Genomic DNA, 26,545 nt, shown 5'->3' on the forward strand with positions numbered 1-26,545 from the left:
CCGGACGGCCCGGCCGAGTGCGCCGGGCCGTCCCTTGTCGTGTGTTCCACGGGCGGGCTGTCAGTCCCGTATGTCCCGCATGCCGTGGGGCTCATGTGTGAGGCCGTACGGCAGACGCGAGACCACCGGAGTCGCGTCCAGCCGGGCGGTGATGACGAGGGTGCCCTCCTCGATCTGGTAGTCGAGGGGCAGGCCGAGGCCGCGCATCGCGGCGACCATGCCCGTGTTGGACGCCTGGGTGACCGCGTAGACGTTCTCGCAGCCCGCCTCGACCGCCATCGCCACCAGACGCCCGAGGAGTTCGGTGCCGATACCGCGCCGCTGCCACTCGTCCTCGACGAGCAGCGCGACCTCCGTCTCGTCCCCGTCCCACAGAAGGTGTCCGAGCCCGACGACGCGGCCCGAGGCCGTCTGCACCGCGAGGGTGCGGCCGAACCGCGGGCTGAGCAGGTGCCTGAGGTAGCGGTCCGCGTCGCCGACCGGCCCGTGGTAGCGCATGCCGAGGGTGCGCGCCGAGCAGCGGGCGTGCATCTCCTTCGCCGCCTGCAGGTCGGAGGTGTCGGCCCGCCGCACGGTGATGGCGTCACCCTCGGGCAGCGTCAGTACGTCCCGGCTGAGGGGGATGCGCGGGCCGAGCCGTGCGTCGAGCTCGACCAGGGCCCGTGCCCGGGCGAACTCCGTCGGGGTGAAGGGCAGATACGGCCGCTCCACAGTGATCACTCCGCCTTCCGGTGCCCGTAGCCGCATCACCGTGTCCTCGAGGGCGCCCTCGACCGGAGCGTCGTGCTCCGCCCGCCCCGAGCCGGGGGAGACGGCGGGCAGCGAGCGGATGGTGCAGCGGCCGAGCAACTGCCTCAGTGCCAGCGGGAGCTCGGCCGCGTCCAGCGCGGTGCGCGTGGCCAGGCCCAGGATCCGAGTGGGGGCGTCCACCAGGTCGTGCGCGTCGGCCCGCTCGATCCAGCTCTCGGTGCCCCCGGCCGCGGAGACGGCGCGGGTGATCTCGGTCGCCTCGCGCTCCGCGGGGGCCCGCAGCAAGAACTCGTCGACCGTGCCCTGCGCCAGCGGGTGCGTCTGCAGACTGAGGATGTCGATCCGCAGTCCGGCCAGCGCCGTGCACAGCGAGGCCAGCGCGCCCGGCTCGTCCCGCACCGTGGTGCGCATCCGCCACAGCGTGGTCGTGCCGCCGTCGGTGCCCGTCCCGGACGGCCCGGTTCGCTGCCCTTCGGCGAGCGTCCGGGCGCCGGTATCACGTGTGGGCGGGGCATGACCGTGGTGGCGTGCCCACCATGTGTGGAACCCGGCCGTGATGACCAGTCCCGCCGCCGACAGCGCCAGCAGGGCGGGACCGTCGGGTCCGTGCCCGACGAGGTTGGCGGTCACGTCCGCCACGGCGACCGCCGTGAACAGGGCCGCCAGTTCGATGACGTCCCGTCGCCAGTGGTGCACCGGCCGGCCGTGCTTCGCTCGTGTCACATCAGACATATCCGGAGTCATGCAACCACTGTGAAGGAAGGGTGTTGCGTGATCACGAACGCTTTGTGTCTGATGAGTAAAGTATGCTTCTGTCCTTTTTGTTGTTCTTTTGACAAACGAATCCGCCCGGGATGCCTCCCGCGCACCGTGCCGGGGCAGGCCCACGCCGCGCACCGGGGGATGACTCCGGTGCGCGGCGTGGTGACCGAGGGTACGCGAGCCGGAGGCCGGTCGCGGAACCGGGAACCGCCGCGGCCGGGGCCGGCCCAGCGCTTCCGAACCACCAGTGGACAAGGGGGAGTTACTGCCCCACGCGCCCCGGCTGGAGCACCTGCGTGAACAGCACGGTCCCGTCCTGCTCGCGCAGCCGGACGGTCAGTTCCCCGCTGTGCCCGTCGATGTCGACCTCACCGAAGAACTGGTAGCCGCCGGCGGGGGAGACGTTCGAGGCGGTCGGCGCCTTCACGAACACGCGCTCGGGGCCGAACGTGTTGTCGAGCGCGCTCGCCGGGAAGGCGCCGGCGTTGAGCGGACCCGAGACGAACTCCCAGAACGGCTCGAAGTCGGTGAACGCGGCACGGGAGGGCTGGTAGTGCTGCGCCGACGTGTGGTGCACGTCCGCCGTCAGCCACAGGGTGCCCGTGATCTTCCGGTGCTTGATGAACCGCAGCAGCTCGGCGATCTGCAGCTCCCGGCCGAGCGGCGCGCCCGGGTCGCCCTGGGCGACCGCCTCGATGTTGGGCTGGTTCTCCGTCGGGTCCGGTACGACCAGGCCGAGGGGCATGTCCGCGGCGATCACCTTCCACACCGCGCGCGAGCGGGCCAGCTCCCGCTTGAGCCACTCCAGCTGCTCCGCCCCGAGGATGCCCTGCGGGTCGACGGTCTGGTTGTCGGGCGAGTTGGCGTTGCGGTAGGTGCGCATGTCGAGGACGAAGACGTCCAGCAGGGGACCGTGCCGCATGACCCGGTACACCCGGCCCTGCCGGTCGCCCGGCTGCAGGGTGGAGACGGGGAAGTACTCGCTGAACGCGCGCCGGGCCCGGGTCGCGAGGACGTCGATGCTCTTCTCGGTGTAGCGGGGGTCCGAGGAGGTGATCACCTCGCCCGGGTACCAGTTGTTGCGGACCTCGTGGTCGTCCCACTGGATGACCGACGGCACCTGGGCGTTGAACCGCCTGAGGTTCTCGTCCAGCAGGTTGTAGCGGAAGTTGCCGCGGTACTCGGCCAGGGTCTCGGCGACCTTCGACTTCTCCTCGGTGGTGATGTTCCGCCAGGTGCTGCCGTCGGGCGGCGCCTGGGTGGCGGTGATCGGACCGTCGGCGTAGATGTTGTCGCCGCTGCAGAGGAAGAAGTCGGGGTCGAGCTTCGCCATGGCGTTGTAGATCGTGTAGCCGCCGAAGTCCGGGTTGATGCCCCAGCCCTGGCCCGCCAGGTCGCCCGACCACAGGAAGCGCACCCCGTGACGGCGTCCGAGCGGCGTCGTGCGGAAGGTGCCGGTCACGGGCTCTCCGGTACGACGCGGGTCGTCCGGGTCGGCCAGGACCACGCGGTAGTGGATCTGCTCGCCCGCAGGCAGCCCGTGCAGCCGCGTGGTGCCCGTGAAGTCCGTGTCCGAGCCGAGCAGCGGGCCGTGCCATCTGTGCGGGTTGCGGAAGGACTCGGTCGCGGAGGTCTCGACGATCATCCGGGCCGGGCGGTCGGAGCGCACCCAGACGAGACCGGAGTGGGCGGTCACGTCACCTGCCTGGACACCCCAGCCCGCCTTCGGACGCCCGGACAGGGCGAAGGCCGGTGCCGAGCCCAGCGCGGTGGGAAGGGCGAGGGCCGCCGATGCGGCCAGGGAGCCGCGCAGGACGCTGCGGCGGCCGGGGAAGGGACGGTGTGACATGAAGGTGCCTCCAATGGACGGTTCCGGCCAATAGGCACTGCCACAACTACTGGTGCGCCGCAGCGCACACGGAAACCAGAAGTGAACAACTGGCCGCCGTGGAACCGCAGTTCGCGGAGCCGAGCCGGGTACCGGCGACGGGAGTGCGCCGGGCCGCGGCGGAACGGAGAGCACCACTTCTCTTCTCCGGCCCGGACCCGTCGTCGGCGCCAGTGGATCCCGTTCGCCGGCACCGGGGCGTACGGGGCGGCGCGGGCCGCTGGAAACGCGCTGGTGGGCGCCGGAGCCGGCAGTGGGCCAGAACGCGTTGACCGTCAGGCGCTCGACGGGCGCGCGCCCGGGACCCTCAGCGGCTGCCGTCCAGGATGACCCGCGCGACCAGCGCCGGGTCGTCGTTCATCGGTACGTGCCCGCAACCCGGCAGCCGCACCAGCCGGGCCTTGGGAATGATCTGCTTGGCCCGGATGCCCTGTCGGCGCACCAGAAGCCGGTCCTTGGTGCCCCACGCCACGGTGACCGGGAGTCCGGGCACGTCCTCCGTGAACTGGACGGAAATGCCGGCGCGGAGCGTGTCGGCGAACCCCTCGGCACGGGCCAGCGCGAGCGTCTCGGCGACGACGGCCTCGGGCGAGCGGCGCGCGGGACGTGCGTAGATGGTGCTCGTCAGTACCGTGCGCCCGGCCGCCGAACGCGACAGCCGCTCCACGAGTGGCGGCGGCATGCTCCGTGCGGCCTGCCGCATCGCCGCGAGCACCGTGAACGCGTACCGCCGCTCGGCCTCGGTCCAGAAACCGGCGGGCGAGAGCGCGGTGACGGACCGTACGCGTTTCTCGCGACCCAACTCCAGGGCCAGCAGGCCGCCGAGGGAGTTGCCCGCCACGTGCGGACGGTCGATCTCCAGCGCCTCGCACAGCGAACCGAGCGCCGGCACCACCGAGGACAGGCCGTACGCGAGGCCGTCGGGCAGGGCGGGGGACGCGCCGAAGCCGGGGAGGTCGACCGCGATCACGTCGCGCTCGGTCGCCAGGATGTCCACCACCGGGTCCCAGGCCTGACGGTGGTGGCCGATGCCGTGGAGCAGCAGAAGCGGTTCACCGGTGCCCACGCGCGCGTAGGAGACGGTCACGGTCCGCGGGCCGTGCGAAGAGGGGACGGTGAAGGAGACCGTGGCGGTCATGGTGCTGCTCCTCGTCTGGGACAGGCTGACGGACACTGTCGTAGACAGCTTGTCAGCAACAGCTACCCGCCGGTAGCCCCCGAAGTGGTGAAACCGCGCCCCCGGGGCCTCAACCCGCGCAGCAGACTGCCGGATTGAAACCGCCGAGCGTGTCGCCGCGCCGTGCTCCGGCCGAGGGGTTCCTCGCCGGGCCGGCCCGAGCACTCTGCCGGCCCTCCGGCCACCGGGCTGGGCGGCCGTCCGAACCGCCGTTGATGAACATCCAGAAACATCGATGAACATCCGTGGACGAAGGCTTCGCCTGCGTCTCATCCGTGTCACCCGCCACGAACGCCGCGTGAACGCTGTGCGGCGCGGCGCCTGTGCAGTGCGTACGGGATCGAGGATTGGTCTTGACCAAGGGTGGGGGCCGCCATATGGTCGCAGAGAAGTGCAACAACCTTTAATAAACAAGGGCGCTAAAACGCCGCCGTGCCACGGCGATTGCGGAGGACAGGGTGGGGACCACGCAGCTGGAAACGGTGCCGGAGCCTAAGTACTGGCACCTCAAGAACGTACTCACCGAAGCACTCGACTCCGAGTTCTCCGTGGGCGAGATCCTGCCCAACGAACGGGACCTCGCGGCCCGCTTCGGCGTCGCCCGTGCCACGCTCCGCCAGGCCCTCGAGCAGCTGGAACTGGAAGGCCGGCTGCAGCGGCGCCGCGGCGTCGGCACCACCGTCGCCCCGCCCCGCATGGGCGTGGCCGTCGACTCCGAGCAGCACATGTGGCCGGGTGCGGACGGCGATGCCTGGCAGGCCGCGGACTGCAGCGCCGCGGTTCCGCCCGCCTCGGTGGCCGATCTCCTGGAGACCGGCCGTTCCGAGCGGGTGCACACGGTGCGCCGCTCCCGCGTCACCCACGGCCAGCCCGTAGCCGCCGAGCTGCTCTACATCCCGGACTCCTCGGTGCCCGACCTGTCCGCGATCGACGCGCCCTCGGGCGCGGCGCGCGCACGAGCCGTGCTGCGTGAGCTGCAGCACCTGGAGCTGGAGGGTCAGGACCAGGCCGTGGAGCTCGGCTCGGTCAGCGCCGAGGACGCAAGGGAGCTCGACCGGCTGCCCGGCGCGCCCGTCCTCGTCGTCACCACCCGCTACTACGCCGAGGGCCGGACCGCGGCGGTGTCCGTGGCCACCTACCGCGCCGACACATGCCGTCTGACCTTCGGCGCCACTGGCGGCGTCGAGATCCACCACGACCCGGAGCGCCGCGCCTCCTGACCGTGGCGCCGGGTACCGCGGCCCAGCCGCGGTCCGCCTCTCGCCGCCGAGAGCCGTATCCGTCGCGCCCCGGACGAAGTGGTCCGGGGCGCGACGCGTCGCAGGGCCGGGTCAGCGCCGCGCGGTCACCGTGCCCTCCACCGCGAACAGCTCCTCCTCCACATGGTCCAGTGCCAGCCGCAGGGCACCCGTCGCCACCGCGGCCTCGCCCAGGTGCGACAGCGCCACCTTCGGAGGGCGCAGACAGTAGCGGTCCAGCTCGTCGCGCAGCGGGTCCAGTACGCCGTCCAGGCCCGCCGCCCAGCCGCCGATGACGACCAGTTCGGGGTCGAGCGCGAGGACGAGCGCCGCCACGTCGTGCACGAGCCGCTGGATGAAGCGCTCCACGGCCGCGCGGGCCCGCTGGTCGCCCTCGCGGGCGAGCGCGAACACATCGGCGACCTGCTGCTCGTCGAGCGGCTGCAGCGGCTCGTCCGTGGTCGACAGCAGCGTCTCGGGAGTGGCCCCGCGGCCCAGCAGGTGCAGTGCGCCGATCTCCCCGGCCGCGCCGCCGTAGCCGCGGTGCAGCCGCCCACCGATCAGCGAACCGGCACCGGGGCTCAGCCCGGCCAGCACGAACACGATGTCGTCGGACTCGGCGGCCGCGCCCTTCCAGTGCTCGGCGACGGCCGCGGCGTTGGCGTCGTTCTCCACCAGCACCGGGCACTTGAAGGAGCGGCTGAGCCGATCGCCCAGTTTCAGACCGGTCCAGTCGGGCAGCGCCGTGCCCAGACGCACGGTGCCGTCGGCCTCGACGATCCCGGGGCTGCCCACGCCGACCGCGCGCAGCGAGTCACGGGCGACGCCCGCCCTGCGCAACAGCTCGGCGACCGTGCTCCGCAGCCGTTCCAGACGCTCGTCCGCCGAAGCCGCCTCCGAGACCTCCTTGGACAGGGTGCCCAGCTCCCGGCCGTCGAGATCGGCGAGCACCGCCGTCACCCGGTGTGCGCCGACGTCCAGGCCCAGCAGATGGCCCGCCTCCGCACGGAACCGGAACCGTCGCGCCGGCCGCCCCTGCCGGCGGGCGGCGCCCTCCTCGGCCGCCTGCTCCACCACCAGCCCGGCTTCGATCAGTCCCTCCACGACGCCCTCGACGGTCGGCCGGGACAGCCCGGTCACCCGGGTGATCTCAGTGAGCGTCGCACAGTCCGCGGCGCGCAGCGCATGCAGCACCACCGCCGAGTTGATCCTTCTCAGCAGAGAGGGGTCCCCGCCGGTCAGCCGCCCCAACGTCCGTCCTCCCAGCTCGTGCGCGTGTTGGGCGGATCGTACTCGGCGCCGCGCACACCCGCGAGGGTCAGGCACCATCTGAGCGGATCAGAACCGGGGACGTGTCGTCCGCGGCCGTGCCGAGGACGCCGCCATACGACTCCACCGTCCCGGCGGTGACGGCCGGCCGCCGGTGCCGACGGCCCCGGACGGCGCGTGGGGCGCGGGCGGGGCGGCCCGGTTGCGCGTACACAGCGCCCCGAATTGTCGATGTGCGCACCTCACAGGGCAACTGACACCACGCCAATTGTCAGTGGGAACTGGTCTACTGGACATATGACCATCGAGCAGTTCCTGGATGCGATCGACGTGCTGTGCGCGCGGGAGTTCCCCGCGCTGCGCGGCGAGTCGGACGCGGGGTTCGCAGGACCCGGCTTCCAGGTGGCCGCTTTGGCGGCGAGCGTCGGTCTCGCAACGGGCGACGGCGCGGATCGGGAGCGGACGGCGGACGACTTCCACGCCTGGAAAGAGGCCATAGCCCAGCGGCTGGACGACCGATGGGGACAGGCGCACCGCTGGGGACTGCTGACGGTGGGTGTGCGCAGGGCACGCGGCGAGGAGATACCGGAGCCCTGGGCGACGCTCAGCGACCTCGTGGATGACGTCTACCTCTGGGAGGCGGGCGATACGGGCCGCTGGGTCGCCCTCGGGGTGGCCGAGCGCGACCGGACGGACGAGATACGGCTCCTGGCCGCCGTCACGGACCGGGACCCGCTCTGACCGGCTAGTGCTCGGCGGCCGTGCGCAGCCGTGCGAACTCCTCCGCCATCGTCGCCGCCGTCCAGTGAGCGTTCAAACCGCTGGGGTTGGGCAGCACCCACACACGGCTCGACCCGATCGTCCGCTCCTGCGGACCGACGACGGCCCGTCGGTCGCCGAAGGCCGCCCGGTACGCGGTGACTCCTACGACCGCCAGCCAACGGGGCCCAAGGTGCGCGACCTTGGTGCTCAGAACGCGCCCGCCCTCCCGGTACTCCTCGGCGGTCAACTCGTCGGCCCGCGCGGTCGCCCGCGCCACCACATTGGTGATACCGAGTCCGTAGGAGAGCAACTCGTCCTGCTCCGAAGGTCGCAGCAGCCGTGGGGTGAAGCCCGAGAGGTGCAGGACGGGCCAGAAGCGGTTGCCGGGGCGCGCGAAGTGATGGCCGGTGGCCGCTGTCATGAGACCGGGATTGATACCGCAGAAAAGGACCTTGAGGCCGTCCGCGACCACGTCCGGTACCAGACGGTCGCGGGCGGCCTCCAGCTCCGCCGGGGTGAACCGGGTCAGAGGATCGCCCCCGGGGTGTAGCCGGCGGCCACCGGGTGCTGCTTCAGCAGCTCCTCGACCCGGCCGACGACCGCGCCGACCTGGTCGGCCGCGGCACCCGTGAAGGACAGCTTGTCCGCCATCAGCGCGTCCAACCCCCCGCGGTCCAGCGGGATGCGCTCGTCCGCGGCCAGTTTGTCCAGCAGCTCATTGCGCTCCGCGCCCTGCTCACGCATGGCGAGGGCGCAGGCCACGGCGTTCTCCTTGATGGCCTCGTGCGCGACCTCACGGCCGACGCCCGCGCGCACCGAGGCCATGAGCACCTTCGTGGTGGCGAGGAAGGGGAGGTAGCGGTCGAGCTCCCGCGCGATGACCGCCGGGAAGGCGCCGAACTCGTCGAGCACCGTCAGGAACGTCTCGAGCAGACCGTCCAGTGCGAAGAACGCGTCCGGCAGCGCCACCCGGCGTACCACCGAACAGGACACGTCACCCTCGTTCCACTGGTCGCCCGCCAGCTCACCGGTCATGGAGGCGTAGCCGCGCAGGACGACCATCAGGCCGTTGACGCGCTCGCAGGAGCGGGTGTTCATCTTGTGCGGCATCGCGGAGGAGCCGACCTGGCCGGGCTTGAAGCCCTCGGTCACCAGCTCGTGCCCGGCCATCAGCCGGATCGTCTTCGCCAGCGAGGACGGCGCCGCGGCCAGCTGCACCAGCGCCGTGACGACCTCGTAGTCGAGCGAGCGGGGGTAGACCTGGCCGACCGAGGTGAAGGCCTTCGAGAAGCCCAGGTGGTCGGCGATCCGCTGCTCCAGCTCGGCGAGCTTTGCGGCGTCGCCGCCGAGCAGGTCGAGCATGTCCTGCGCCGTGCCGACGGGTCCCTTGACACCGCGCAGCGGGTACCGGACGAGCAGTTCCTCGACCCGGCCGAAGGCGACCAGCAGCTCGTCGGCGGCGGTCGCGAAACGCTTGCCGAGAGTGGTGACCTGCGCGGCGACGTTGTGCGAGCGTCCCGCCATGACCAGCTCGCCGTACTCGGCGGCGAGCTTGCCGAGACGCGCCAGCACGGCCACCGTACGGTCGCGCATCAGCTCCAGGGAGAGCCGGATCTGCAGCTGCTCGACGTTCTCCGTCAGGTCGCGGGAGGTCATGCCCTTGTGCACATGCTCGTGCCCGGCCAGAGCGTTGAACTCCTCGATCCGTGCCTTCACATCGTGCCGGGTGACCTTCTCGCGCTCGGCGATCGAGGCGAGGTCGACCTGGTCGAGCACACGCTCGTAGTCGGCGATCGCCGCGTCCGGCACCTCGATCCCCAGGTCCTTCTGGGCCCGCAGCACGGCGAGCCAGAGCTGTCGCTCCAGCCTCACCTTCTGCTCGGGCGACCAGAGCGTGGCGAGCTCGGCGGAGGCGTAGCGTCCGGCGAGGACGTTCGGGATACGGGGCTTTGCGGGCGCAGCAGTCACGTACACGGAGTTTACCCGCCGTCCATCAGGGGTCCGGCGCGTCCAGGCGTGCACCGAGCCAGGTCAGCGGGTGCGAACGGGCCCCGTCTCCGGCGGTCGGGAGAGCAGCGGGCCGGCCCCTTCACGATGTGCCCCGTTCGGCCGAACGGCGGTGACGGCCGATGGGGTGGGGGCGTTGAGCTTGTATGAGCAGAAGCCGTAGGTTGCGGGAGCTGTCAGGGGCGGCAGCGTACGACCAGCTGCAGGCGCAGCTGGCTCGCGCCGCCGCTGGGATGGCCCGGAAGAAGCCGCTGCCGCGGCAGGGAACCGAGCAGACACTCCGGCCGGCGGGTGCCGAGCCGGACGTGGGTCACGAGGACGTCGTGCCGACCGGCTCGGGCTGAGTCCGTTCACCGTCCACCGGCCGCAGCTGCCGGTGCGGACGGCAGAGGCCGGCGCATCCCCGCACCGTCGGCGCGGCGGCGTGCACGGGCGCCGGCTGCCTCGCCGCACGGGCCGCCTGGGGACCGCGGTGGTGACCCCGGGCTACCGCCGGTGTGCCGGGCGTTTCGACGAGTCTGCGACCTCCGCCAGGATGTCCCCGTGGCACAGCTCGGGCGCGCACCAGCACGCGAGCGTCCTGCCGCGCAGTGCGGGCACGAGCTCCAGCAGGTCGGGGCGTGCCATCAGATACTCCCGGTACTTGGCCATCACCTCAGCCCGCGTCCCGTCGTGCTTCTTCTTGGCGGTGTCGAGCTGGAATGGGTTGTAGAGCGGGTGCTGTGGGAGGTCCCAGCCGCCCCGGGTGAGGCGCCGGCCGATGTAGACGACTTCCTCGGGTGCGTGTTCCAGCCGCGAGCCGAACTCCTGAATGCGGCCTTTCAGGTTGATCACCTCGGTGATCACACGCGACTCCCTTCGAAGCGTTGCGTGTCCCTACGCGGCCGGCCCCTCGTAGGGCAGCAGCTCCGGGCGCTTGGCCGGGCGGCCGTCGCCCGAGGAGCGGCCCGTCAGCCGCCGGCCTATCCAGGGCAGCAGATGCTGCCGGGTGAAGAGTATGTCGGCGGTCCGCCGGGTCACCCAGTTCGGCGGCGCGGACACGGGCAGCGGCGTGCGCCACTCCGTATCCTCCGCTTCGTACCCGAGCGTCTGCCACACGGCTTCCGCCACCCGGCGGTGTCCGTCCGCCGTCAGGTGCAGCCGGTCCACGTCCCACATACGGGGGTCGGCGAGTGATGCCGCGCCGTAGAGGTCGACCACGAGCGCGCCGTTTCGCTCGGCGAGCTCGTCGATGCAGGCGAACAGCTCTTCCATACGGGGGCGGAAGCGCTCGAGGACCGGGCCCTGGCGGCCGGGGCTGCGCATCAGGACGAGCTGCTTGCACGCCGGGGCCAGACGCTCCACGGCCTCCGTCAGCAGCCCCCGTACGCGTCCCATGTCGCACCTGGGACGCAGCGTGTCGTTCAGTCCGCCGACCAGTGTGATCACGTCGGGCCGCATCGCCGCGGCCAGGTCGATCTGCTCGTCGACGATCTGCCCGATCAGCTTGCCCCGCACGGCGAGATTGGCGTACCGGAATCCAGGCGTCTGTGCGGCCATCCGGCCTGCCAGGACATCCGCCCAGCCGCGGTAGGAGCCGTCGGGCAGCAGGTCCGACATGCCTTCGGTGAAGGAGTCGCCGACGGCGACCAGGCTCGTATATGTGGGGTTCGTGTGCATGGCGTGGCTGATGCTATCCCGCGGACATACCCCACGGTCGGTCACCCCGTACACCCCCGGTCCCGGGGCCGCTCGGCCCCCACACGCACTGGGCGGGGAGGGCCTGCGGCGCCCGGGGGACAGGTTCGCGCGGCTCGAAGGCCCCGCCCGCGCCGCCGGGGCGGGGTTCGGGTCAGGCGGCCGGTCCAGGTTCGCTCGCCTGGCCGAACAGCTCCCGCAGTACGTCCTCCATCGTCACCAGGCCCACCAGCCGTCCGTCCTCACCGGTCACCCCCGCCAGGTGCGTACGGTCGCGGCGCATCGCCGTGAGCACGTCGTCCAGCGGAGTGTCCTCGCGCACCCGGGGGACGGGACGGATGTCCTGCCGCTGGAAGGGCCGGTCCCGGGGCAGGGCGTCCAGTGCGTCCTTGACGTGCAGATACCCGACGTTCCGGCGGTTCTCGTCCACGACCGGGAAGCGGGAGAATCCGGACTCGGCGGAGAGTCCCTCCAGTTCCTCCGGCGTCACGCCCACGCGTGCGTAGACCACACGTTCGAGTGGCACCAGCACATCGCGCACGCGCATACGGCCCAGCTCCAGGGCGTCGTGCAGCCGCTCCCGGGCGCGGTCGTCGATGAGCCCCGCCTCGGTGGAGTCCTTGACGAGGCGGGCCAGCTCGTCGTCCGAGAAGGTGGCCGAGACCTCGTCCCTGGTCTCGACGCGCATCAGCGTCAGCAGGGTGTTCGCGAAGGCGTTCACCGTGAAGATCACCGGGCGCAGGGCCCGGGACAGGCCGACCAGCGGAGGCCCGAGCAGCAGGGCCAGACGCACCGGTTCGGCGAGCGCGATGTTCTTGGGCACCATCTCGCCGAACAGCATGTGCAGATAGGTCGCCAGCGTCAGCGCGATCACGAACGACACCACGCGGCCCGCACCCGACGGGATACCCACGGCGTGGAACACGGGCTCCAGCAGATGTTCGATCGCGGGTTCGGCGACGACACCGAGGACCAGGGTGCACAGGGTGATGCCGAGCTGTGCGGCCGCGAGCAGTGCCGACACATGCTCCAGACCCCACAGCACGCTGCGGGCACGCCGATCGCCCGCCTCGGCGCGGGGCTCGATCTGGCTGCGGCGGACCGAGATCAGGGCGAACTCGCCGCCCACGAAGAAGGCGTTCCCGACCAGCGTCAGCAGGCCGATCAGCAACTGGACGATCGTCACCGGTCCTCCTCCCGCAAGGCGGTGGCCGGCTTGTGCAGGCGCACCCGCGCGGCCCTGCGTCCCGAGGCGTCCACCACGTCGAGGCGCCAGCCGGCGACCTCCACGCTGTCGCCCTTGACCGGTATCCGGCCGAGCTCGGCGGCGATGAGACCGGCCAGCGTCTCGTAGGGGCCCTCGGGCACCCGCAGCCCGACACGGGCGAGCTGGTCGATCCGGGCGAAGCCGTCGGCCCGGAACAGCGCGCGGCCGGACTCGTCCGTGCCGGCCGGGGCCAGGTCCGGCGCCTCCTGCGGGTCGTGCTCGTCGCGCACCTCCCCGACGACCTCCTCGACGATGTCCTCCAGCGTGACCACTCCGGCGGTTCCCCCGTACTCGTCGATGACGACAGCCATGGCGATCTTGCCGGAGAGCCGGTCCAGCAGCCTGTCGACGGTGAGGGACGCGGGCACGAACAGCGGTTCGCGCATCACCTGTGCGACAGGGCAGTGCGGCCGCTCCTCGGCCGGGGTGGCCACGACGTCCTTGATGTGGGCGATGCCCACGACCGAGTCGAGGCTGCTGCGGTAGACCGGGAAGCGCGACAGGCCCGTCGCGCGGGTCGCGTTGGCCACGTCCTCGCAGGTCGCCTGGACCTCGAGGGCGACGACCTGGACACGCGGAGTCATGACGTTCTCCGCGGTGAGGTCGGCGAGGTTGAGGGTGCGGACGAACAGCTCAGCGGTGTCCGCCTCCAGGGCGCCCTCTTTCGCGGAGTGCCGGGCGAGTGCCACCAGCTCCTGGGGCCCGCGCGCGGAGGCCAGTTCCTCGGCGGGCTCGATGCCGAAGCGGCGGACGACGCGGTTGGCCCCGTTGTTCAGATGGGTGATGAAAGGCCGGAAGGCGGCGCTGAACCAGCGCAGCGGCGACCCGGCCCGCTTGGCCACGGTCAGCGGTGAGGAGATGGCCCAGTTCTTGGGCACCAGCTCGCCGACCACCATCAGGAACAGGGTCGACAGACCCGTGCCGACGACCAGGGCGACGGACATGGCCGCGGAACGGGACAGCCCCAGCGAACGGAGCGGGCCCGCGAGGAGCCTCGCGATCGACGGCTCGGAGAGCATGCCGACCACCAGATTGGTGACCGTGATGCCGAGCTGCGCCCCGGACAGCTGGAAGGTCAGGCTTCGTACGGCCTTGAGCGCGCCGGCAGCGCCGCGCTCACCGTGCCGCGCGGCATCCTCGAGGGCGCTGCGCTCGACGGTGGTGAGCGAGAACTCCGCCGCGACGAAACCGCCGCAGGCGAGCGAGAGCGCCACCGCCACCAGCAGGAACAGCACTTCGGTCATCGGGTCACCTCTGTCCCAGGATCGGTCCGGGACGTGGGGACCGCGCGAGGTCGGCTGCTGGGAGGCTCGCCCATCGGCGGACGCTCACACCTTTCCATGGTGGGACGAGTTGACCCGTCCGGAGGAACGCTTGACCTCTTCATGGTAAAGGATCGGCAAAGTCGTTACTCCCCCAGGAGCTTCACCCAACGACGCCAGTGCTCCTCCGGCATGTACCCGGCCGCCCGCCACGCATGGTGGGCGGTCTCATTGCGCTGGAGCACCATCGCGTCCCCACGGCGTCCGCCGAGCCGCACGAACCGTTCCTCCGCCGCGGCGAGCAGCGCCGAGCCGATGCCCTTCCGCCGCCGGTCGGGGTGCACCGCGAGCCGGTACAGATGGCAGCGCCAACCGTCGAAGCCCGCGATCACGGTGCCCACCAGGGCGCCGCCCTCCTCGACGAGGATCAGCGCCTCGGGATCGCGGGCGAGCAGCCGCTCCACACCGTCGCGGTCGTCGCTGATGCTCGTGCCCTCGGCGGCCGTCTTCCAGAAGGAGAGCAAGCCGTCCAGGTCCTCGGGCCGGGCGGCCCGTATCCGGAGATCGGTCATGCGGTGATCACAGCACGCGTCGCCGCCGGATACCCGGAATTCCGGCATACGGACGCCTACTCGCCGCGCAGTGCCTCGATCACCGGCGCGAACGCCTCCATGTGCGGCTCCAGAACGGTCAGGTAGGAGAACCCGTACCGCCTGCGCCGGTCCCGGACCTGCTCGACGATCTGGTCCAGCGTGCCGAGCAGGACGACGGGCAGCCCCAGTGCCTGTTCAAGGCTCAGGTCCGGGGCGCGGTCCACGAGCGGACGCACCGCGGCCGCGCGGTCCTCGGTGATGGCGACCAGCTGGATGAGCAGGTTCAGCTCGGCCGGCTGCGCACGGCCCTCGGCCAGCTTCCGGTACAGGGCCACGCGCCCGTCGAGTTCCTCGGCTGTGAGCGGTGCGAGCCGCCCCGTCGTGCTCCCCGGCACTGAGCGCGCGCCGGTGAACGCCGCGATGTCGGCGTGCTCGGCGGTCAGCCTCAGCATCCGGTCGCCGCCCGCTCCGATCAGCAGCGGCACCCGGGGCCGCTGCACCGGCCGGGGGCGGTGCTCCTCACCACCGAGCAGCCGGCCCAGTTCCTCCACCGTGCGGCGCAGACGGTCCACGCGCTCGCCCGGCGAGCCGTACGGCAGGCCCGCCCGGTCGTGTTCGGCCTGTACGTATCCGGTGCCGAGACCGAGTTCGAGACGGCCGCCGGTCAGTGCGTCGGTGGTCGCCACCTCGCGGGCCAGAAGCGCCGGATTCCAGAATCCGGCGTTGAGCACGAACGTGCCGACCCGTGGACGCTCCGTCGCCTCGGCCGCCGCGACGAGCGCCGGGAACGGGGCCGGAAGGCCGAGGTGGTCGGGGACGAGGATGACGTCGTAGCCGAGTTCCTCGGCGCGCCGGCACGTGTTCCGCCACTCGCCGGCCGGTGCAGGTTCGAGCAGGTTGACGCCGAAGCGGAACGGACGTGGCACGAACTCTCCTCGGCCGAGCGCGACTTGATGTGTGCCGAGTACATCATTCGTGCGCGATCGCCGCCAGCACATTCATGCGCGACGCTCGCAATGCCGGCAGCAGGGCCGCCACCACGCCCACGACCGCCGAACCCACCACCACGGCGACGATCGTGCTCCAGGGGATCGCCAGCGCCTTCATGCCCTGTAGCGCGAGCACCTGCTGGGTGCACACGCCCCACACCAGCCCCAGTGCGAGCCCGAGCACGGCCCCGAACACGGCGATCACCACCGACTCCAGCCGGATCATGCGCCGCAACTGGCGCCGGCCGAGTCCGATGGCCCGCAGCAGACCGATCTCACGGGTGCGCTCGACGACCGACAAAGCCAGGGTGTTGACCACGCCGAGGACGGCGATGACGATCGCCAGCCCGAGCAGCGCGTACACGAGGTAGAGCAGCACCGCGATCTGGTCGTGCACCAGCTTCTTGTAGTCGGCCTGGTCGCGGACCTGGACCTGCGGGTACGGGGCGAGGGTCTTCTCCAGCCGGGACCGAAGCTGGTCCTTCGGCGTCCCGGGCGCGGCGTTCACATACAGGCCGGAGTCCTGCCCCTCGGGCACGTACTTCTGGAGCGTCGCCATGCCGAAGTACAGCCCGCCCTGAGTGCCGAAGCCGCCGGAACCGCCCTGGTCGGTCAGTGCGCCCACCTTCAGTTCGGTGCGGCGCCCGGCCGGGAACTCGACGGGGAGTGCGCTGCCCAGGCGGACGCCGTGGCTCTTCGCGAACTTCGCGTCCATCGCGAGGGCACCCTCGGCGAGCGCGGTGGCCGTGTCGCCCTGCGTGTAGGCGATGTGGGCGACGTCGTCGAGCCGGGAGTCGTAGCCCGCGGCGGTGGTCTCGACACGCCGGCCGTCCGGCAGCCGTACCGCGACAGGTGTGAACCGCTGGCGGACCACGAGCCCCACACCGTCCGTGGCGCGCAACCGGTCGGTGATCTCCTGCGGGAAGGGCTGGAAGTTGGCGTTCTGCACCACGAAGTCGGCGCCCAGCGTCTTGTCGATCTGCTGGTCGAACGACTTGGACATGGACGCGCTCGCCACCGACATCCCGCCGACCAGCGCGAGCCCCACCATCAGCGCGGAGGCGGTGGCACCGGTGCGGTGCGGATTGCGCAGGGCGTTGCGCTGGCTCATCCGCCCGACGGAACCGAACACGGCGGGGAAGGCCCCGCCCAGGACGCGGATCACCGGCCGCACGAGCAGCGGCCCCGCGATGACGGTCGCGACCAGCGTGAGGACCACACCGAGCCCGAGCAGCGAGGCGGCCGGCGCGGTCTTCGTGGCCCGGGCGCATCCCGCGAGGGCGGCCACGCCGAGCGCGCCGACGATCGCGCCGGCCACCGCGCGGACTCTCAACGGCCGCCCGACACCGGCGACCTCCGCGTCCGCCAGGGCCGCCATGGGCGAGACGGCGGCCGCGCGCCGCGCCGGGAGGTAGGCGGCCACGAAGGTCACCCCGACCCCGACGGCGTAGGCGGCGACGGGAGTCGGCCAGTTGATCACCATCTCGGTGGACTTCAGGTTCATGCCGAACGCGCTCATCAGCCGGATGAGCCCGGCCGCCAGGCCGATGCCCGCGGCGAGCCCGAGTGTCGAGCCGGCCAGCCCGAGCAGCAGCGCCTCAGTCAGCACGGACCGGCGCACCTGCCGCCGGTCCGCCCCCAGGGCGCGCAGCAGCCCCAGTTCGCGGGTGCGCTGGGCGATGAGCATCGAGAACGTGTTGACGATCAGGAACACGCCCACGAGCACGGCGATGCCGGCGAATCCGAGCATCACGTACTTGATCACGTCGAGGAAGGCACCGAGCTGGTCGGTGTTCGACTTGGCCTGTTCGCTCGCCGTCTTGAGGTCGTAGGCGGAGGAGTGGAGCGCCGCCGCGACCCGCTGCTTGAGCTGTGCGTCACCGACCCCGGGTGCCGCGTCGACCGCGATGCTCGTGGCCGCCGAGGGGTTGCCGAGCAGTTTGGTCTGGGCGGTCGGCGTGTCGAGGAACACCAGCGCGGCGCCCGGGTTGGTGGTCGTGAAGGTGGCGATGCCGACGATCCGCACCTTGAACGAGCCAGGCCGGGCGAGGACGCTCAGCGTGTCGCCGATCTTCACGTTCTTGTGCTCGGCGGTGTCCGCGTCGAGGAGCGCCTCATCGGGGCCCTGCGGCGGGTGCCCGGACGTCAGTTTGACCGGGCTTCTCTCGGTGACGTACCAGTTCTTGGCGATGGTGGGCGCGCCGGTGGTCGGGCCCACGGGCTCGTTCTTGCTGTCGACGACCGTGATGTTCTGGACGGCGGCGTCCACATGGGTGGCCGCGACGCCGTCGACCTTGGCCACCTCGGCGGCCAGTGCGGCGGGGACGGTCGGCGTCACACCGGACGGCACCTGCGACGTCAGGTCCTCCTTGGGGCCGACGGTCACATCGGCGGCCGTGGAGGCGAACAACCGGTCGAAGGTCCGCGTGACGGTGTCCGAGAAGATCAGGCTGCCCGCGACGAACGCCACGGACAGGAGGACGGCCAGCGCGGAGAGCGCGAGCCGTCCCTTGTGCGCGAGGAAGCTGCGCAGAGTCGCCTTCAGCACGGTGCCCCAGTCCCCGGTCCTCAGTGCTCGCGGTCGGAGGTGTCGTCGTAGGTCGCCCGGATCGTGTCGAAACGCTTCATGCGCTCCAGCACCGCGTCCGCGGTCGGCCGTTCCATTCTGTCCACGATCCGCCCGTCCGCCAGGAACAGCACCAGGTCGGAATGGGCGGCCGCGCCCGGATCATGCGTGACCATGACGACGGTCTGCCCCAGCTGGTCCACCGCGTCCCGCAGAAAGCCCAGCACCTCGAGGCCCGCCCGGGAGTCCAGGTTGCCCGTGGGCTCGTCCGCGAAGATCAGTTCCGGGCGGGAGGCGAGCGCCCGGGCGCAGGCGACGCGCTGCTGCTGGCCGCCGGACAGCTGGGCCGGCCGGTGTTTCAGGCGGTCCCGCAACCCGAGAGTGTCGATCACCTGGTCCAGCCACTTCTGGTCGGGCTTCTGGCCCGCGATGTCCATCGGGAGCGTGATGTTCTCGATCGCGTTCAAGGTCGGGATGAGATTGAAGGACTGGAACATGAATCCGATACGGTCCCGGCGCAGCCGGGTCAGTTCGCGGTCCTTCAGGCCCGTGATCTCCGTGTCGCCGAGCCATACCTGTCCGGCCGACACGGTGTCGAGGCCCGCGAGGCAGTGCATCAGCGTGGACTTCCCGGAACCCGAGGGTCCCATGACCGCGGTGAAGCGGCCGCGTGCGATGTCCACATCGACCGCGTCGAGGGCGAGCACCGCCGTCTCACCCGAGCCGTACGCCTTGGTCAGGCCCCGGGCGCGGGCGGCGATCCCGTCCGCCTCCGCGCGGCCCCGGGCGTGCTCGGCAGCAGTAGTGGACAAGTCCGCCTCCTCGCTCGTGAACGTCCCGATGTTCCCGTCTTCCCCGATCCGGCCGAGGGTAGTGTGGCGCACCCCACAGCCGGTATCCCCCCGAAGTCGCGACTCCCTGATGCCGGTGTAAGGGGCACTTTCCATCCTGGGGTGGACCTGGACTGCGCTCTTGCCGTTACTAGCACCTGGGCGCTAGCTTTGAAGGCATGGCGAAGACTCAGCTGAACGTGAGGGTGGACGAGGACACCGCCCGCGCCGCCCGCGAGCGTGCCCTGGAACGTGGCATGAGCGTCAACCGCTACATAGAAGAACTGGTCCGGCAGGACACCGGGGAAGTCGGTCACACCTTCGTCGAGGCCACCGCCGACTTCATGAAGCAGTACGAGTCCGTCTTCGCCGAGGAGTTCGGCGCCGCCCGCGAGGGCTCGGGCGAGCACCGGAGCGAAGGTCGTCGCTGATCCGTTGGACAACCTCAGAATCGACCTCGCCTGGTTGCTGATGGTCGCAGAACAGAAGACACCCGGGGACCCCCAGGTCACGGACTGGGGCGCGCTGGTCGCCGCGGTCAGCCGGCACGAGGCGGAGATATTCGGCGTCCCCGTCTACGACACCCCGCACGCCCGCGCCGCCGCCCTGCTCCAACTGCTGCTGCACGTCCCGGCGCTGGAGCGCTCCAACGCGCTGTTCGCATCCGCGGTCGCCTACGGATATCTGGTCGCCAGCGGCGTCAAGGTCGCCACCTCGCCGGAACAGGTGCGGGATCTGGCCCGGCTGGTCAAGAGCGGCGAGGCGTCGGTGCACGACATCACCGAGGAACTGCGCCAGTGGAGCCTGTGACTACCCCTCGGAAGCGGGTCGCCGGGCCGTGCCCAGCACACAGTGCGAAGAGGGCACCACGGGGCCTTGGGCGGGTACCGACACGCGCCGGTAGGGCCCCAGTTCGAAGCCCGCGGATCTGATCGCGGCGACCGGGTCCCGGTCGAGGCGGCAGCCGCCGAACAGCCGCGGCCACACGGTGCGGTCCAGCGCCCGCCGGCCGATGTCCGTGACGCGCCCGCCGCCCCGGCCGTGCTCGAGGAAGCGCAGCTCACCGCCGGGCCGCAGCACGCGCCTGATCTCCGCCAGAGCGCGCGGGACATCGCGCACGCTGCACAACACCAGTGACACGACCGCCGCGTCGAAGGCCTCGCTCTTCACCGGCAGCGCCTCCGCCGCACCCGGAACCACATCCACCGGTACGTCGGCGCGCAGGGCGGCGGTCACCGCGAGCTGCCGCAGCGCACGCTCCGGCTCGATGGCCACCACCTCGGCCACCGCGCCCGGATAGCGCGCGAAGTTCAGGCCGTTGCCCGCGCCGATCTCGATCACCCGTCCCGAAAGACCGGCGAGGAGTGCGGTGCGGTACGGACCCATGCCCCGATCGGCGGTCACGCTGAACCGGGCGTAGAACCGGGCGTAGAGGGGGTGGTGGACGACGTCCTTGGGGGCACGAACGGGCATGCCGGGCCTCCCTGGGGGCAAGGCGGGCGTTACCGGAATTGTCCCCAGGAGCGACCCGCTGACGCACGCCCGGGCCGTACGGCGAACGCCTCCCCGTGCACACCGGCCCGCCGCCGTGGCGTGAGCGCCTGCCCGTCCCCGCGGCTACGGCGCGAACGCCGAGGTGAACGTCTCCGCGTCCCACGTCCCGCCCAGCCGGGGCGCCAGCCAGTTCGGTGCCGCGCCACGGAAGGCGGCGGGAGCGTACGAACCGGCGCCCGTGGGCAGCGCGCCGAGCAGTGGTGCCCCGGCCACCACCGGAAGGTCGGCGAGGTTGCACCGGGAGGCCAGGTCGGCGTCGACGGGCCAGCTGCCGATGACCACACCGGCCAAGTCCAGCCGCCGGTGCCGCAGTTCGCGCGCGGTCAGCTCGGTCGCGTTCAGTGTGCCGAGGCCCGCGGGCGCGACCACCAGGACCGGTGCCGCCAGCAGCGCGGCCGCGTCCGCCAGGGTGCCGCCCTCGTCGTCGAACCGTACGAGCAGGCCGCCCGCCCCCTCGATGAGCACCAGATCGTGTTCGGTGGCCAGTTTGGCAGCCGCCTCCGCCACCTCGTGTGGCCGCACGGGCGGCATCCCGGCCCGCCGGGACGCCGTCGCGGGTGCCAACGGCTCGGGATACCGGGCCAGTTCACCCGTCGTCACGGCGCCCGCGAGACGGGCCACCTCCGCGGCGTCACCGCGCTCCCCGGCCCCCACGCCCGTCTGCGCGGGCTTGAGGACGGCCACGGACCGCCCGGCAGCGAGGGCCGCCGCCGCGACGGCCGCGGTCGTGACCGTCTTGCCGATCTCAGTCCCGGTCCCTGTGATGACCACTACCGACATGTCAGCCCTCCTGTGCCGCCGCGCACATCGCGCGCGCGATCCGTGCCACGTCCGCGTCAGCCGTCACATAGGGCGGCATGGCGTAGACGAGGTCGCGGAAGGGCCGCAGCCACACACCCTCGCGTACCGCGGCCCGCGTCGCCGCCGCCATGTCCACCTCGTGGTCGAGCTGGAGGACACCGATGGCGCCGAGGATCCGCACATCGCGCACCCCCGGCACGGACGCCGCCTCGGCGAGCCCCTCCCGCAGGCCCGTCTCGATCCGCTTGACCTCCGACTGCCAGTCCTGACCGAGCAGCAGTTCTATGGAGGCGCAGGCCACGGCGGCCGCCAGCGGGTTGCCCATGAAGGTGGGGCCGTGTGCGAGCACCGGGACCTCGCCGCGGGAGATGCCGTCGGCCACCCGTGGGGTGCACAGCGTCGCCGCCATGGTCATATAGCCGCCGGTCAGCGCCTTGCCCACGCACATCACGTCCGGCGTGACCGCCGCGTGGTCGGCGGCGAACAGCGCTCCTGTGCGCCCGAACCCGGTGGCGATCTCGTCGAACACGAGCAGCACGTCGTGCGCGTCGCACGCCTCGCGCAGCACCCGAAGATAGGCGGGGGAGTGGAAGCGCATCCCGCCGGCGCCCTGCACCACCGGTTCGACGATCACCGCGGCCAGTTCGTCGGCGTGCTCTTCGATCGTCGCGCGCAACCGGTCGGCGTACGACTCCTCGTAGTCGGCGGGCGGTGCCCCGGTGAACAGCTGCCGGGGCAGGACGCCCCGCCACAGCTCGTGCATGCCGCCCTCGGGGTCGCACACGGACATCGGGTGCCAGGTGTCGCCGTGGTAGCCGCCACGCCAGGTCAGCAGCCGCTGCTTGGCGGGGCGGCCGAGCGAACGCCAGTACTGCAGGCACATCTTGACCGCGACCTCGACCGAGACAGAGCCGGAGTCAGCGAGGAACACATGCTCGAGACCATTCGGCGACATATCGACAAGCAGCTTCGCCAGCCGGACGGCGGGCTCATGGGTGAGTCCGCCGAACATCACATGACTCATCCGCGCCAGCTGCGCGTGTGCGGCCTCGTTGAGCACCGGGTGGTTGTAGCCGTGGATTGCCGACCACCAGGACGACATGCCGTCGATGAGCTCTCCGGAGCCGTCGGCGAGGCGCAGGCGCACCCCTCTCGCCGACTCCACGACGAGCGGTTCCTGCCGCCCGGGCATCGGGCCGTACGGATGCCAGACGTGCTGCCGGTCCAGCGCCAGCAGCTCGCCCACGGACAGGTCAGGCATTGGGCGCGAGATCCGTTCCGGCACCCCGGCGGCGGACGGCCACCAGGTCCGTACGGGCTTCCCCTGCCTGCGGCGCGACAGCGGATCCGCAGACCCCGGCCGACTCCTGGGATCCGCATCCCGTGCTCTCGTGGGATCCGCAGCCGGCGCCCTCGTGGGATCCGCAGCCGCCCGCCGCGCGGTGCTCGGGGAGCGTCACCTGGCCGGCCCCCTCCACCTCGAACCCGGCGTCCTCGATCATCTCCAGATCCGCCTTGCCCGCCTGGCCCTCGCTGGTCAGGTAGTCGCCCAGGAAGATGGAGTTGGCCAGGTGCAGGGCCAGCGGCTGCAGCGTCCGCAGATGGACCTCGCGGCCGCCCGCGATGCGCACCTCCACGTCCGGGCACACGAACCGCACCATCGCGAGGATCCGCAGACACCGCTGCGGGGTGAGGTTCCACTCCTTCGCGAGCGGGGTGCCCTCGAACGGGATCAGGAAGTTGACGGGGACCGAGTCGGGGTCCAGCTCCCGCAGCGAGAGGACGACGTCGACCAGGTCCTCGTCGCTCTCACCCATGCCCGCGATCAGCCCGGAGCAGGCCGACAGGCCGGCGGCGTGCGCCTTGTGCACGGTGTCGACCCGGTCGGCGTACGTGTGGGTGGTGGTGATGTCCCCGTACGTCGCCTCGGACGTGTTGAGGTTGTGGTTGTAGGCGTCGGCACCCGCCGTGCGCAGCCGTTCGGCCTGACCGTCGGAGAGCAGACCGAGGCAGGCGCACACCTCCACGCCCTCGTTCTGGTCCTTGATGGTCCTGATGGTGTCGGAGACCCGGTCCACGTCCCGGTCGGTGGGGCCGCGGCCGCTCGCCACCAGGCAGACTCGCTTCGCCCCGCCCGCGACGCCCGCCGCCGCGGCCTTCGAGGCCTCGTCGGGCTTGAGCCAGGTGTACTTCAGGATGTCGGCCTTCGAGCCGAGCCGCTGGGAACAGTAGGAGCAGTCCTCGGGGCACAGCCCGGACTTCAGGTTGACGAGGTAGTTGAGTTTCACTCGCCGGCCGAACCAGTGGCGGCGCACTTTGCCGGCCGCGGCCACCACATCGAGCACGTCGTCGTCGGAAGTGGCGAGGACGGCCAGCGCTTCCTCGCGGGTCGGCAGCTCGCGCCGAAGCCCCTTGTCCACCAGCGTGTTCAGCAGGTCCATGAGAGCCGATCCTGTCCTACCGAAGCGTTCCCGGCCAAGGAGAGATTGCACAACAGACACCGCTCGACGTGTGGGTATTGCCACACCCTGGGCGGCTGGTCGTCCGGCTAGTGTCTGTGCACTGCCTACAAAAGCACCGGAGGACCCATGGCGTTCGGGTGGATCGAGGAGCAGGCGCGGTCGCGCCGCCGGGCCGGACTCGTCCGCAGTCTGCGCCCCCGCGCCGCCGACTCCCCGCTCCTCGACCTCGCGAGCAACGACTACCTGGGCCTGGCCCGCCACCCCGAGGTGACCGAGGGCGCGGCGGAGGCGGCCAGGAGGTGGGGCGGCGGCTCGACCGGCTCCCGGCTCGTCACCGGCACCACCGAACTGCACGGGGAACTGGAGCGCGAACTCGCGGACTTCTGTGGCTTCGAGGCGGCCCTCGTCTTCTCCTCCGGGTACGCGGCCAACCTCGCGGCGGTCACCGCGCTGGCGCCGCACGGCTCGCTGATCGTCTCCGACGCGGGCAACCACGCATCGCTCATCGACGGCTGCCGCCTGGCCCGGGGCACCACCCAGGTGGTCGAGCACGCCGACCCCGCGGCAGTGCGCAAGGCGCTCGCCACCCACACCGGACCGGCCGTCGCGGTGTCCGACACGGTGTTCTCGGTGGACGGCGACGCTGCACCGCTGGCCGAACTGGCATCCATCTGCCGGGAGTTCGAAGCCGGGTTGATCGTCGACGACGCTCATGGACTCGGGGTCCTCGGTGCCGGGGGCCGGGGCGCTCCGAACGCGGCGGGGCTCGCGGGCGCGCCGGACCTGGTGGTGACGGTGACCCTGTCGAAGTCGCTGGGCAGCCAGGGCGGCGCCGTCCTCGGTCCGGCCCATGTGATCGACCATCTGGTCAACGCGGCCCGGACGTTCATCTTCGACACCGGTCTGGCCCCGGCCGCCGTGGGCGCGGCGCTCGCGGCGCTGCGTCTGCTGCGCCGCGAGCCCGAGCGTGCCGCGCGGGCCCGCGCGGTGGCGGGCGCCCTGCACGCCCGCCTCACGGCCGAGGGCCATGAGGTGGTGCGTCCGGACGCCGCCGTGGTCTCCGTGCGGGCAGCCTCCCCCGAACTGGCCGTACAGTGGGCGGCCGACTGCCGGGCGGCGGGTGTCGCCGTCGGCTGCTTCCGTCCGCCCTCGGTGCCCGACGGCATCTCACGGTTGCGGCTGACCGCTCGTGCCGACCTCACCGGAGGTCAGATCGAGCACGCCGTGGGGGTGATCGGCGAAACGCGACCGTGAGTCGGCGAAACGGCCGTGCCTCGCGCGCCGTACGGGTGATGCCTACGAGCTCGTACGAACAGAGTGGGGGAGGAATTGCTACGGAAGTGACTCGGAAAGCGGTTCGAAATTGGCCGATTTGCTACCGAGTCGCAGGAACGTGATCACCTCAGTTCGGTCAGGAACTCCTTCCAGGCGTCGGGGCCGAAGACCAGGGCGGGTCCGCTCACGTTCTTCGAGTCGCGCACGGCCACCAGGCCGGACCAGCGTCCGGGGCCGGGCAGAGCGGTCTCGACGCAGTTGTTCATTCCCGTGCTGCGACTGCTGCGCAGCCACCGCACTCCGTGCAGCAAGGTGCTGGAAGGGATGTGTCGAGGCAGTGCTGACATGGTGACTCCTTATGCGTCGCCGGCCAACGCGGCGATGTAATCCAACGTGTCCTCGGGGGAAAGGGCGTGGATCCGAAGGGAGTTGAAGGCCTCGCTGTAGGCCTGGAGGTCTTCTTTCCGCTCCAGGTAGAGGCTACTCGTCAAGTGGTCGAGAACAACTACATCCAGATCAGATCTGCTCGGAAATGAGAAGATAACGAAAGGTCCGGTAACGCCGATATGCGCCCCGGCGGCGAACGGCAGGACCTGGAGCCGGACCTGGGGCAGTCTGGCCGCGTCCAGGAGCCGTTGCAGCTGGCGCGCCATGACCTCCGGACCCCCCACCTCCCGGTGCAGCACCGCCTCGTCCAGAACCGCCCACAGGCTCAGCGGCGGATCGGCGCGCAGCACGTCCTGCCGGGCCAGCCGCACCTCCACCAGGGCGTCCAGCTTGTCGTCCTCCAGACCGCCGACAGCGGCCCGGGTCACGGCCCGGGCGTACTCGGGCGTCTGGAGCAGCCCCGGCACCACGGAGGTCTCCAGCGTGCGTATCCCGCTCGCCTGTGACTCCAGGCTGATGAAATCGCGGTAGGTCGGCGGCAGCACCCCGCGGTAGGCGTTCCACCAGTTCTGCCGCCCGCCGCCGTCCTCCGAGCCCGCGAGCATGAGCAGCAGCTCCCGCAGCTCGGGCTCCTCGACGCCATACGCGTCCAGCAGCCGGCCCACGTCGACCGGTTTGACCCCGCTGGCACCCGTCTCGATCCGGCTCACCTTGGACTGGTGCCAGCCGACCAGGGCGGCTGCCTCACCGCTCGTGAGCCTCGTCCGGGCGCGCAGGGCGCGCAATTCGGCGCCGAGTTTGCGGCGGCGCACCGCTGGTCCGTACTGCATGGCCGACTCCCTCCGCATGGCGCGCGGTTTTCACGGCGACGGTAGAGGATGAGCCCGGGGGGTCGCCCAAATACGGTCGGTCGTCGGAGAGTTCACCGCTTTGGGCGACAGATATATGCATATCTCGGGGGATCGCGCCCGACGGGGGCCAGGTGATGGCAGGCTGGCGAGCAGCACCAGGTCCGGAACCGTTACTCGA

The 26,545-nt window shown here is 71.4% G+C and carries 26 protein-coding genes; 6 read left to right on the top strand and 20 right to left on the bottom strand.

From position 1 onward, the window contains the following. Positions 1-60 precede the first annotated feature (60 nt). The 3 genes from ACQEXA_RS44730 to ACQEXA_RS44740 form a co-directional block, all read right to left on the bottom strand. A complete protein-coding gene (locus ACQEXA_RS44730) occupies positions 61-1,494 on the bottom strand; it encodes a GNAT family N-acetyltransferase (protein WP_432925293.1) in 1,434 nt (477 codons plus the stop codon). Positions 1,495-1,774: 280 nt separating this feature from the next. Further along, positions 1,775-3,361 (bottom strand): alkaline phosphatase D family protein, encoded by a 1,587-nt coding sequence (locus tag ACQEXA_RS44735; RefSeq protein ID WP_432925291.1) that lies wholly within the window; start codon positions 3,359-3,361, stop codon positions 1,775-1,777. A gap of 346 nt (positions 3,362-3,707) precedes the next feature. After that, entirely contained in the window at positions 3,708-4,538 is an 831-nt protein-coding gene (locus tag ACQEXA_RS44740; protein ID WP_432925289.1) for an alpha/beta fold hydrolase, read from the bottom strand. A 497-nt stretch (positions 4,539-5,035) separates the two neighbouring features. Between ACQEXA_RS44740 and ACQEXA_RS44745 the strand changes: the two genes are divergently transcribed. Then, positions 5,036-5,797 carry a GntR family transcriptional regulator gene (locus tag ACQEXA_RS44745; RefSeq protein ID WP_432925287.1) on the top strand — a complete coding sequence of 254 codons (762 nt, stop codon included), beginning with the start codon at positions 5,036-5,038 and terminating at the stop codon, positions 5,795-5,797. A gap of 111 nt (positions 5,798-5,908) precedes the next feature. Here ACQEXA_RS44745 and ACQEXA_RS44750 read toward each other — a convergent pair whose 3' ends face one another. After that, positions 5,909-7,066, bottom strand: coding sequence for an ROK family transcriptional regulator (locus tag ACQEXA_RS44750; protein ID WP_433132808.1), 1,158 nt, complete (start codon positions 7,064-7,066; stop codon positions 5,909-5,911). A 315-nt stretch (positions 7,067-7,381) separates the two neighbouring features. On the opposite strand from ACQEXA_RS44750, the gene ACQEXA_RS44755 reads away from it, so the two are divergent. Further along, positions 7,382-7,825 carry a hypothetical protein gene (locus ACQEXA_RS44755; protein WP_432925283.1) on the top strand — a complete coding sequence of 148 codons (444 nt, stop codon included), beginning with the start codon at positions 7,382-7,384 and terminating at the stop codon, positions 7,823-7,825. 4 nt (positions 7,826-7,829) lie between these two features. Here ACQEXA_RS44755 and mug read toward each other — a convergent pair whose 3' ends face one another. Beyond that, positions 7,830-8,375, bottom strand: coding sequence for a G/U mismatch-specific DNA glycosylase (gene mug / locus ACQEXA_RS44760; protein ID WP_432938987.1), 546 nt, complete (start codon positions 8,373-8,375; stop codon positions 7,830-7,832). Continuing rightward, positions 8,372-9,814, bottom strand: coding sequence for an adenylosuccinate lyase (purB, locus tag ACQEXA_RS44765; RefSeq protein WP_432925281.1), 1,443 nt, complete (start codon positions 9,812-9,814; stop codon positions 8,372-8,374). The genes mug and purB overlap by 4 nt, the downstream gene beginning before the upstream one ends. Positions 9,815-9,999: 185 nt before the next feature. On the opposite strand from purB, the gene ACQEXA_RS44770 reads away from it, so the two are divergent. Further along, positions 10,000-10,197: a hypothetical protein gene (locus ACQEXA_RS44770; RefSeq protein WP_433132810.1), complete on the top strand. Its 198-nt coding sequence runs from the start codon at positions 10,000-10,002 to the stop codon at positions 10,195-10,197. Between the two features lie 142 nt (positions 10,198-10,339). Here the strand turns inward: ACQEXA_RS44770 and ACQEXA_RS44775 are convergent, their stop codons facing one another. The 8 genes from ACQEXA_RS44775 to ACQEXA_RS44810 all read right to left on the bottom strand — a co-directional run bounded on the left by ACQEXA_RS44775 (position 10,340) and on the right by ACQEXA_RS44810 (position 19,019). Continuing rightward, positions 10,340-10,699, bottom strand: coding sequence for a DUF4326 domain-containing protein (locus ACQEXA_RS44775; RefSeq protein ID WP_432925279.1), 360 nt, complete (start codon positions 10,697-10,699; stop codon positions 10,340-10,342). Positions 10,700-10,729: 30 nt separating this feature from the next. Further along, entirely contained in the window at positions 10,730-11,512 is a 783-nt protein-coding gene (locus ACQEXA_RS44780; protein WP_359391247.1) for an SGNH/GDSL hydrolase family protein, read from the bottom strand. Between the two features lie 172 nt (positions 11,513-11,684). Further along, positions 11,685-12,716 (bottom strand): hemolysin family protein, encoded by a 1,032-nt coding sequence (locus ACQEXA_RS44785; protein WP_432925277.1) that lies wholly within the window; start codon positions 12,714-12,716, stop codon positions 11,685-11,687. After that, positions 12,713-14,041 carry a hemolysin family protein gene (locus ACQEXA_RS44790; protein WP_433132812.1) on the bottom strand — a complete coding sequence of 443 codons (1,329 nt, stop codon included), beginning with the start codon at positions 14,039-14,041 and terminating at the stop codon, positions 12,713-12,715. The genes ACQEXA_RS44785 and ACQEXA_RS44790 overlap by 4 nt, the downstream gene beginning before the upstream one ends. Before the next feature lie 164 nt (positions 14,042-14,205). After that, positions 14,206-14,631: a GNAT family N-acetyltransferase gene (locus ACQEXA_RS44795; protein WP_432925273.1), complete on the bottom strand. Its 426-nt coding sequence runs from the start codon at positions 14,629-14,631 to the stop codon at positions 14,206-14,208. Positions 14,632-14,687: 56 nt separating this feature from the next. Then, positions 14,688-15,578 (bottom strand): LLM class F420-dependent oxidoreductase, encoded by an 891-nt coding sequence (locus ACQEXA_RS44800; RefSeq protein WP_433132814.1) that lies wholly within the window; start codon positions 15,576-15,578, stop codon positions 14,688-14,690. 43 nt (positions 15,579-15,621) lie between these two features. Beyond that, positions 15,622-18,189 carry an ABC transporter permease gene (locus tag ACQEXA_RS44805; protein ID WP_433132816.1) on the bottom strand — a complete coding sequence of 856 codons (2,568 nt, stop codon included), beginning with the start codon at positions 18,187-18,189 and terminating at the stop codon, positions 15,622-15,624. A 20-nt stretch (positions 18,190-18,209) separates the two neighbouring features. Then, complete coding sequence (locus tag ACQEXA_RS44810) at positions 18,210-19,019, bottom strand: ABC transporter ATP-binding protein (RefSeq protein WP_359391256.1); 810 nt, start codon at positions 19,017-19,019, stop codon at positions 18,210-18,212. A gap of 197 nt (positions 19,020-19,216) precedes the next feature. On the opposite strand from ACQEXA_RS44810, the gene ACQEXA_RS44815 reads away from it, so the two are divergent. Both ACQEXA_RS44815 and ACQEXA_RS44820 read left to right on the top strand, forming a co-directional pair. Then, positions 19,217-19,468, top strand: coding sequence for an antitoxin (locus ACQEXA_RS44815; RefSeq protein ID WP_432925266.1), 252 nt, complete (start codon positions 19,217-19,219; stop codon positions 19,466-19,468). 4 nt (positions 19,469-19,472) lie between these two features. Beyond that, on the top strand, positions 19,473-19,847 hold the full coding sequence (locus ACQEXA_RS44820) for a fic family toxin-antitoxin system, toxin component (protein ID WP_359391260.1): 375 nt from the start codon (positions 19,473-19,475) through the stop codon (positions 19,845-19,847). Here ACQEXA_RS44820 and ACQEXA_RS44825 read toward each other — a convergent pair whose 3' ends face one another. The 4 genes from ACQEXA_RS44825 to bioB all read right to left on the bottom strand — a co-directional run bounded on the left by ACQEXA_RS44825 (position 19,848) and on the right by bioB (position 23,833). Beyond that, positions 19,848-20,510 (bottom strand): class I SAM-dependent methyltransferase, encoded by a 663-nt coding sequence (locus ACQEXA_RS44825; protein ID WP_432925264.1) that lies wholly within the window; start codon positions 20,508-20,510, stop codon positions 19,848-19,850. 144 nt (positions 20,511-20,654) lie between these two features. Next, the gene (gene bioD, locus ACQEXA_RS44830; protein WP_433132818.1) at positions 20,655-21,371 is read right to left on the bottom strand and encodes a dethiobiotin synthase; all 717 of its coding nucleotides are present in this window, start codon (positions 21,369-21,371) and stop codon (positions 20,655-20,657) included. 1 nt (position 21,372) lies between these two features. Further along, positions 21,373-22,653, bottom strand: a complete 1,281-nt coding sequence (locus ACQEXA_RS44835) for an adenosylmethionine--8-amino-7-oxononanoate transaminase (protein ID WP_433132820.1) — start codon at positions 22,651-22,653, stop codon at positions 21,373-21,375. Then, positions 22,646-23,833, bottom strand: a complete 1,188-nt coding sequence (gene bioB, locus ACQEXA_RS44840; RefSeq protein WP_432925258.1) for a biotin synthase BioB — start codon at positions 23,831-23,833, stop codon at positions 22,646-22,648. Before bioB ends, ACQEXA_RS44835 begins: the two co-directional genes overlap by 8 nt. 147 nt (positions 23,834-23,980) lie before the next feature. Here bioB and ACQEXA_RS44845 point away from each other — a divergent pair, with 147 nt between their 5' ends. Next, a complete protein-coding gene (locus ACQEXA_RS44845; protein ID WP_432925256.1) occupies positions 23,981-25,108 on the top strand; it encodes an 8-amino-7-oxononanoate synthase in 1,128 nt (375 codons plus the stop codon). 143 nt (positions 25,109-25,251) lie between these two features. Here the strand turns inward: ACQEXA_RS44845 and ACQEXA_RS44850 are convergent, their stop codons facing one another. Together ACQEXA_RS44850 and ACQEXA_RS44855 are read right to left on the bottom strand one after the other, a co-directional pair. Then, on the bottom strand, positions 25,252-25,476 hold the full coding sequence (locus ACQEXA_RS44850) for a DUF397 domain-containing protein (protein WP_359391273.1): 225 nt from the start codon (positions 25,474-25,476) through the stop codon (positions 25,252-25,254). Between the two features lie 9 nt (positions 25,477-25,485). Beyond that, positions 25,486-26,346, bottom strand: a complete 861-nt coding sequence (locus ACQEXA_RS44855) for a helix-turn-helix domain-containing protein (RefSeq protein ID WP_432925254.1) — start codon at positions 26,344-26,346, stop codon at positions 25,486-25,488. Positions 26,347-26,545 lie beyond the last annotated feature (199 nt).

The organism is Streptomyces sp. CA-106110, assembly GCF_050936285.1.
GTDB lineage: Bacteria > Actinomycetota > Actinomycetes > Streptomycetales > Streptomycetaceae > Streptomyces.

Coding starts and splice junctions, on each gene's coding strand:
- ACQEXA_RS44730 (WP_432925293.1), bottom strand. CDS start 1,494: ATGACTCCGGATATGTCTGATGTGACACGAGCGAAGCACGGCCGGCCG.
- ACQEXA_RS44735 (WP_432925291.1), bottom strand. CDS start 3,361: ATGTCACACCGTCCCTTCCCCGGCCGCCGCAGCGTCCTGCGCGGCTCC.
- ACQEXA_RS44740 (WP_432925289.1), bottom strand. CDS start 4,538: ATGACCGCCACGGTCTCCTTCACCGTCCCCTCTTCGCACGGCCCGCGG.
- ACQEXA_RS44755 (WP_432925283.1), top strand. CDS start 7,382: ATGACCATCGAGCAGTTCCTGGATGCGATCGACGTGCTGTGCGCGCGG.
- ACQEXA_RS44770 (WP_433132810.1), top strand. CDS start 10,000: ATGAGCAGAAGCCGTAGGTTGCGGGAGCTGTCAGGGGCGGCAGCGTAC.
- ACQEXA_RS44780 (WP_359391247.1), bottom strand. CDS start 11,512: ATGCACACGAACCCCACATATACGAGCCTGGTCGCCGTCGGCGACTCC.
- ACQEXA_RS44790 (WP_433132812.1), bottom strand. CDS start 14,041: ATGACCGAAGTGCTGTTCCTGCTGGTGGCGGTGGCGCTCTCGCTCGCC.
- ACQEXA_RS44795 (WP_432925273.1), bottom strand. CDS start 14,631: ATGACCGATCTCCGGATACGGGCCGCCCGGCCCGAGGACCTGGACGGC.
- ACQEXA_RS44815 (WP_432925266.1), top strand. CDS start 19,217: ATGGCGAAGACTCAGCTGAACGTGAGGGTGGACGAGGACACCGCCCGC.
- ACQEXA_RS44825 (WP_432925264.1), bottom strand. CDS start 20,510: ATGCCCGTTCGTGCCCCCAAGGACGTCGTCCACCACCCCCTCTACGCC.
- bioD (WP_433132818.1), bottom strand. CDS start 21,371: ATGTCGGTAGTGGTCATCACAGGGACCGGGACTGAGATCGGCAAGACG.
- ACQEXA_RS44835 (WP_433132820.1), bottom strand. CDS start 22,653: ATGCCTGACCTGTCCGTGGGCGAGCTGCTGGCGCTGGACCGGCAGCAC.
- bioB (WP_432925258.1), bottom strand. CDS start 23,833: ATGGACCTGCTGAACACGCTGGTGGACAAGGGGCTTCGGCGCGAGCTG.
- ACQEXA_RS44845 (WP_432925256.1), top strand. CDS start 23,981: ATGGCGTTCGGGTGGATCGAGGAGCAGGCGCGGTCGCGCCGCCGGGCC.
- ACQEXA_RS44850 (WP_359391273.1), bottom strand. CDS start 25,476: ATGTCAGCACTGCCTCGACACATCCCTTCCAGCACCTTGCTGCACGGA.
- ACQEXA_RS44855 (WP_432925254.1), bottom strand. CDS start 26,346: ATGCAGTACGGACCAGCGGTGCGCCGCCGCAAACTCGGCGCCGAATTG.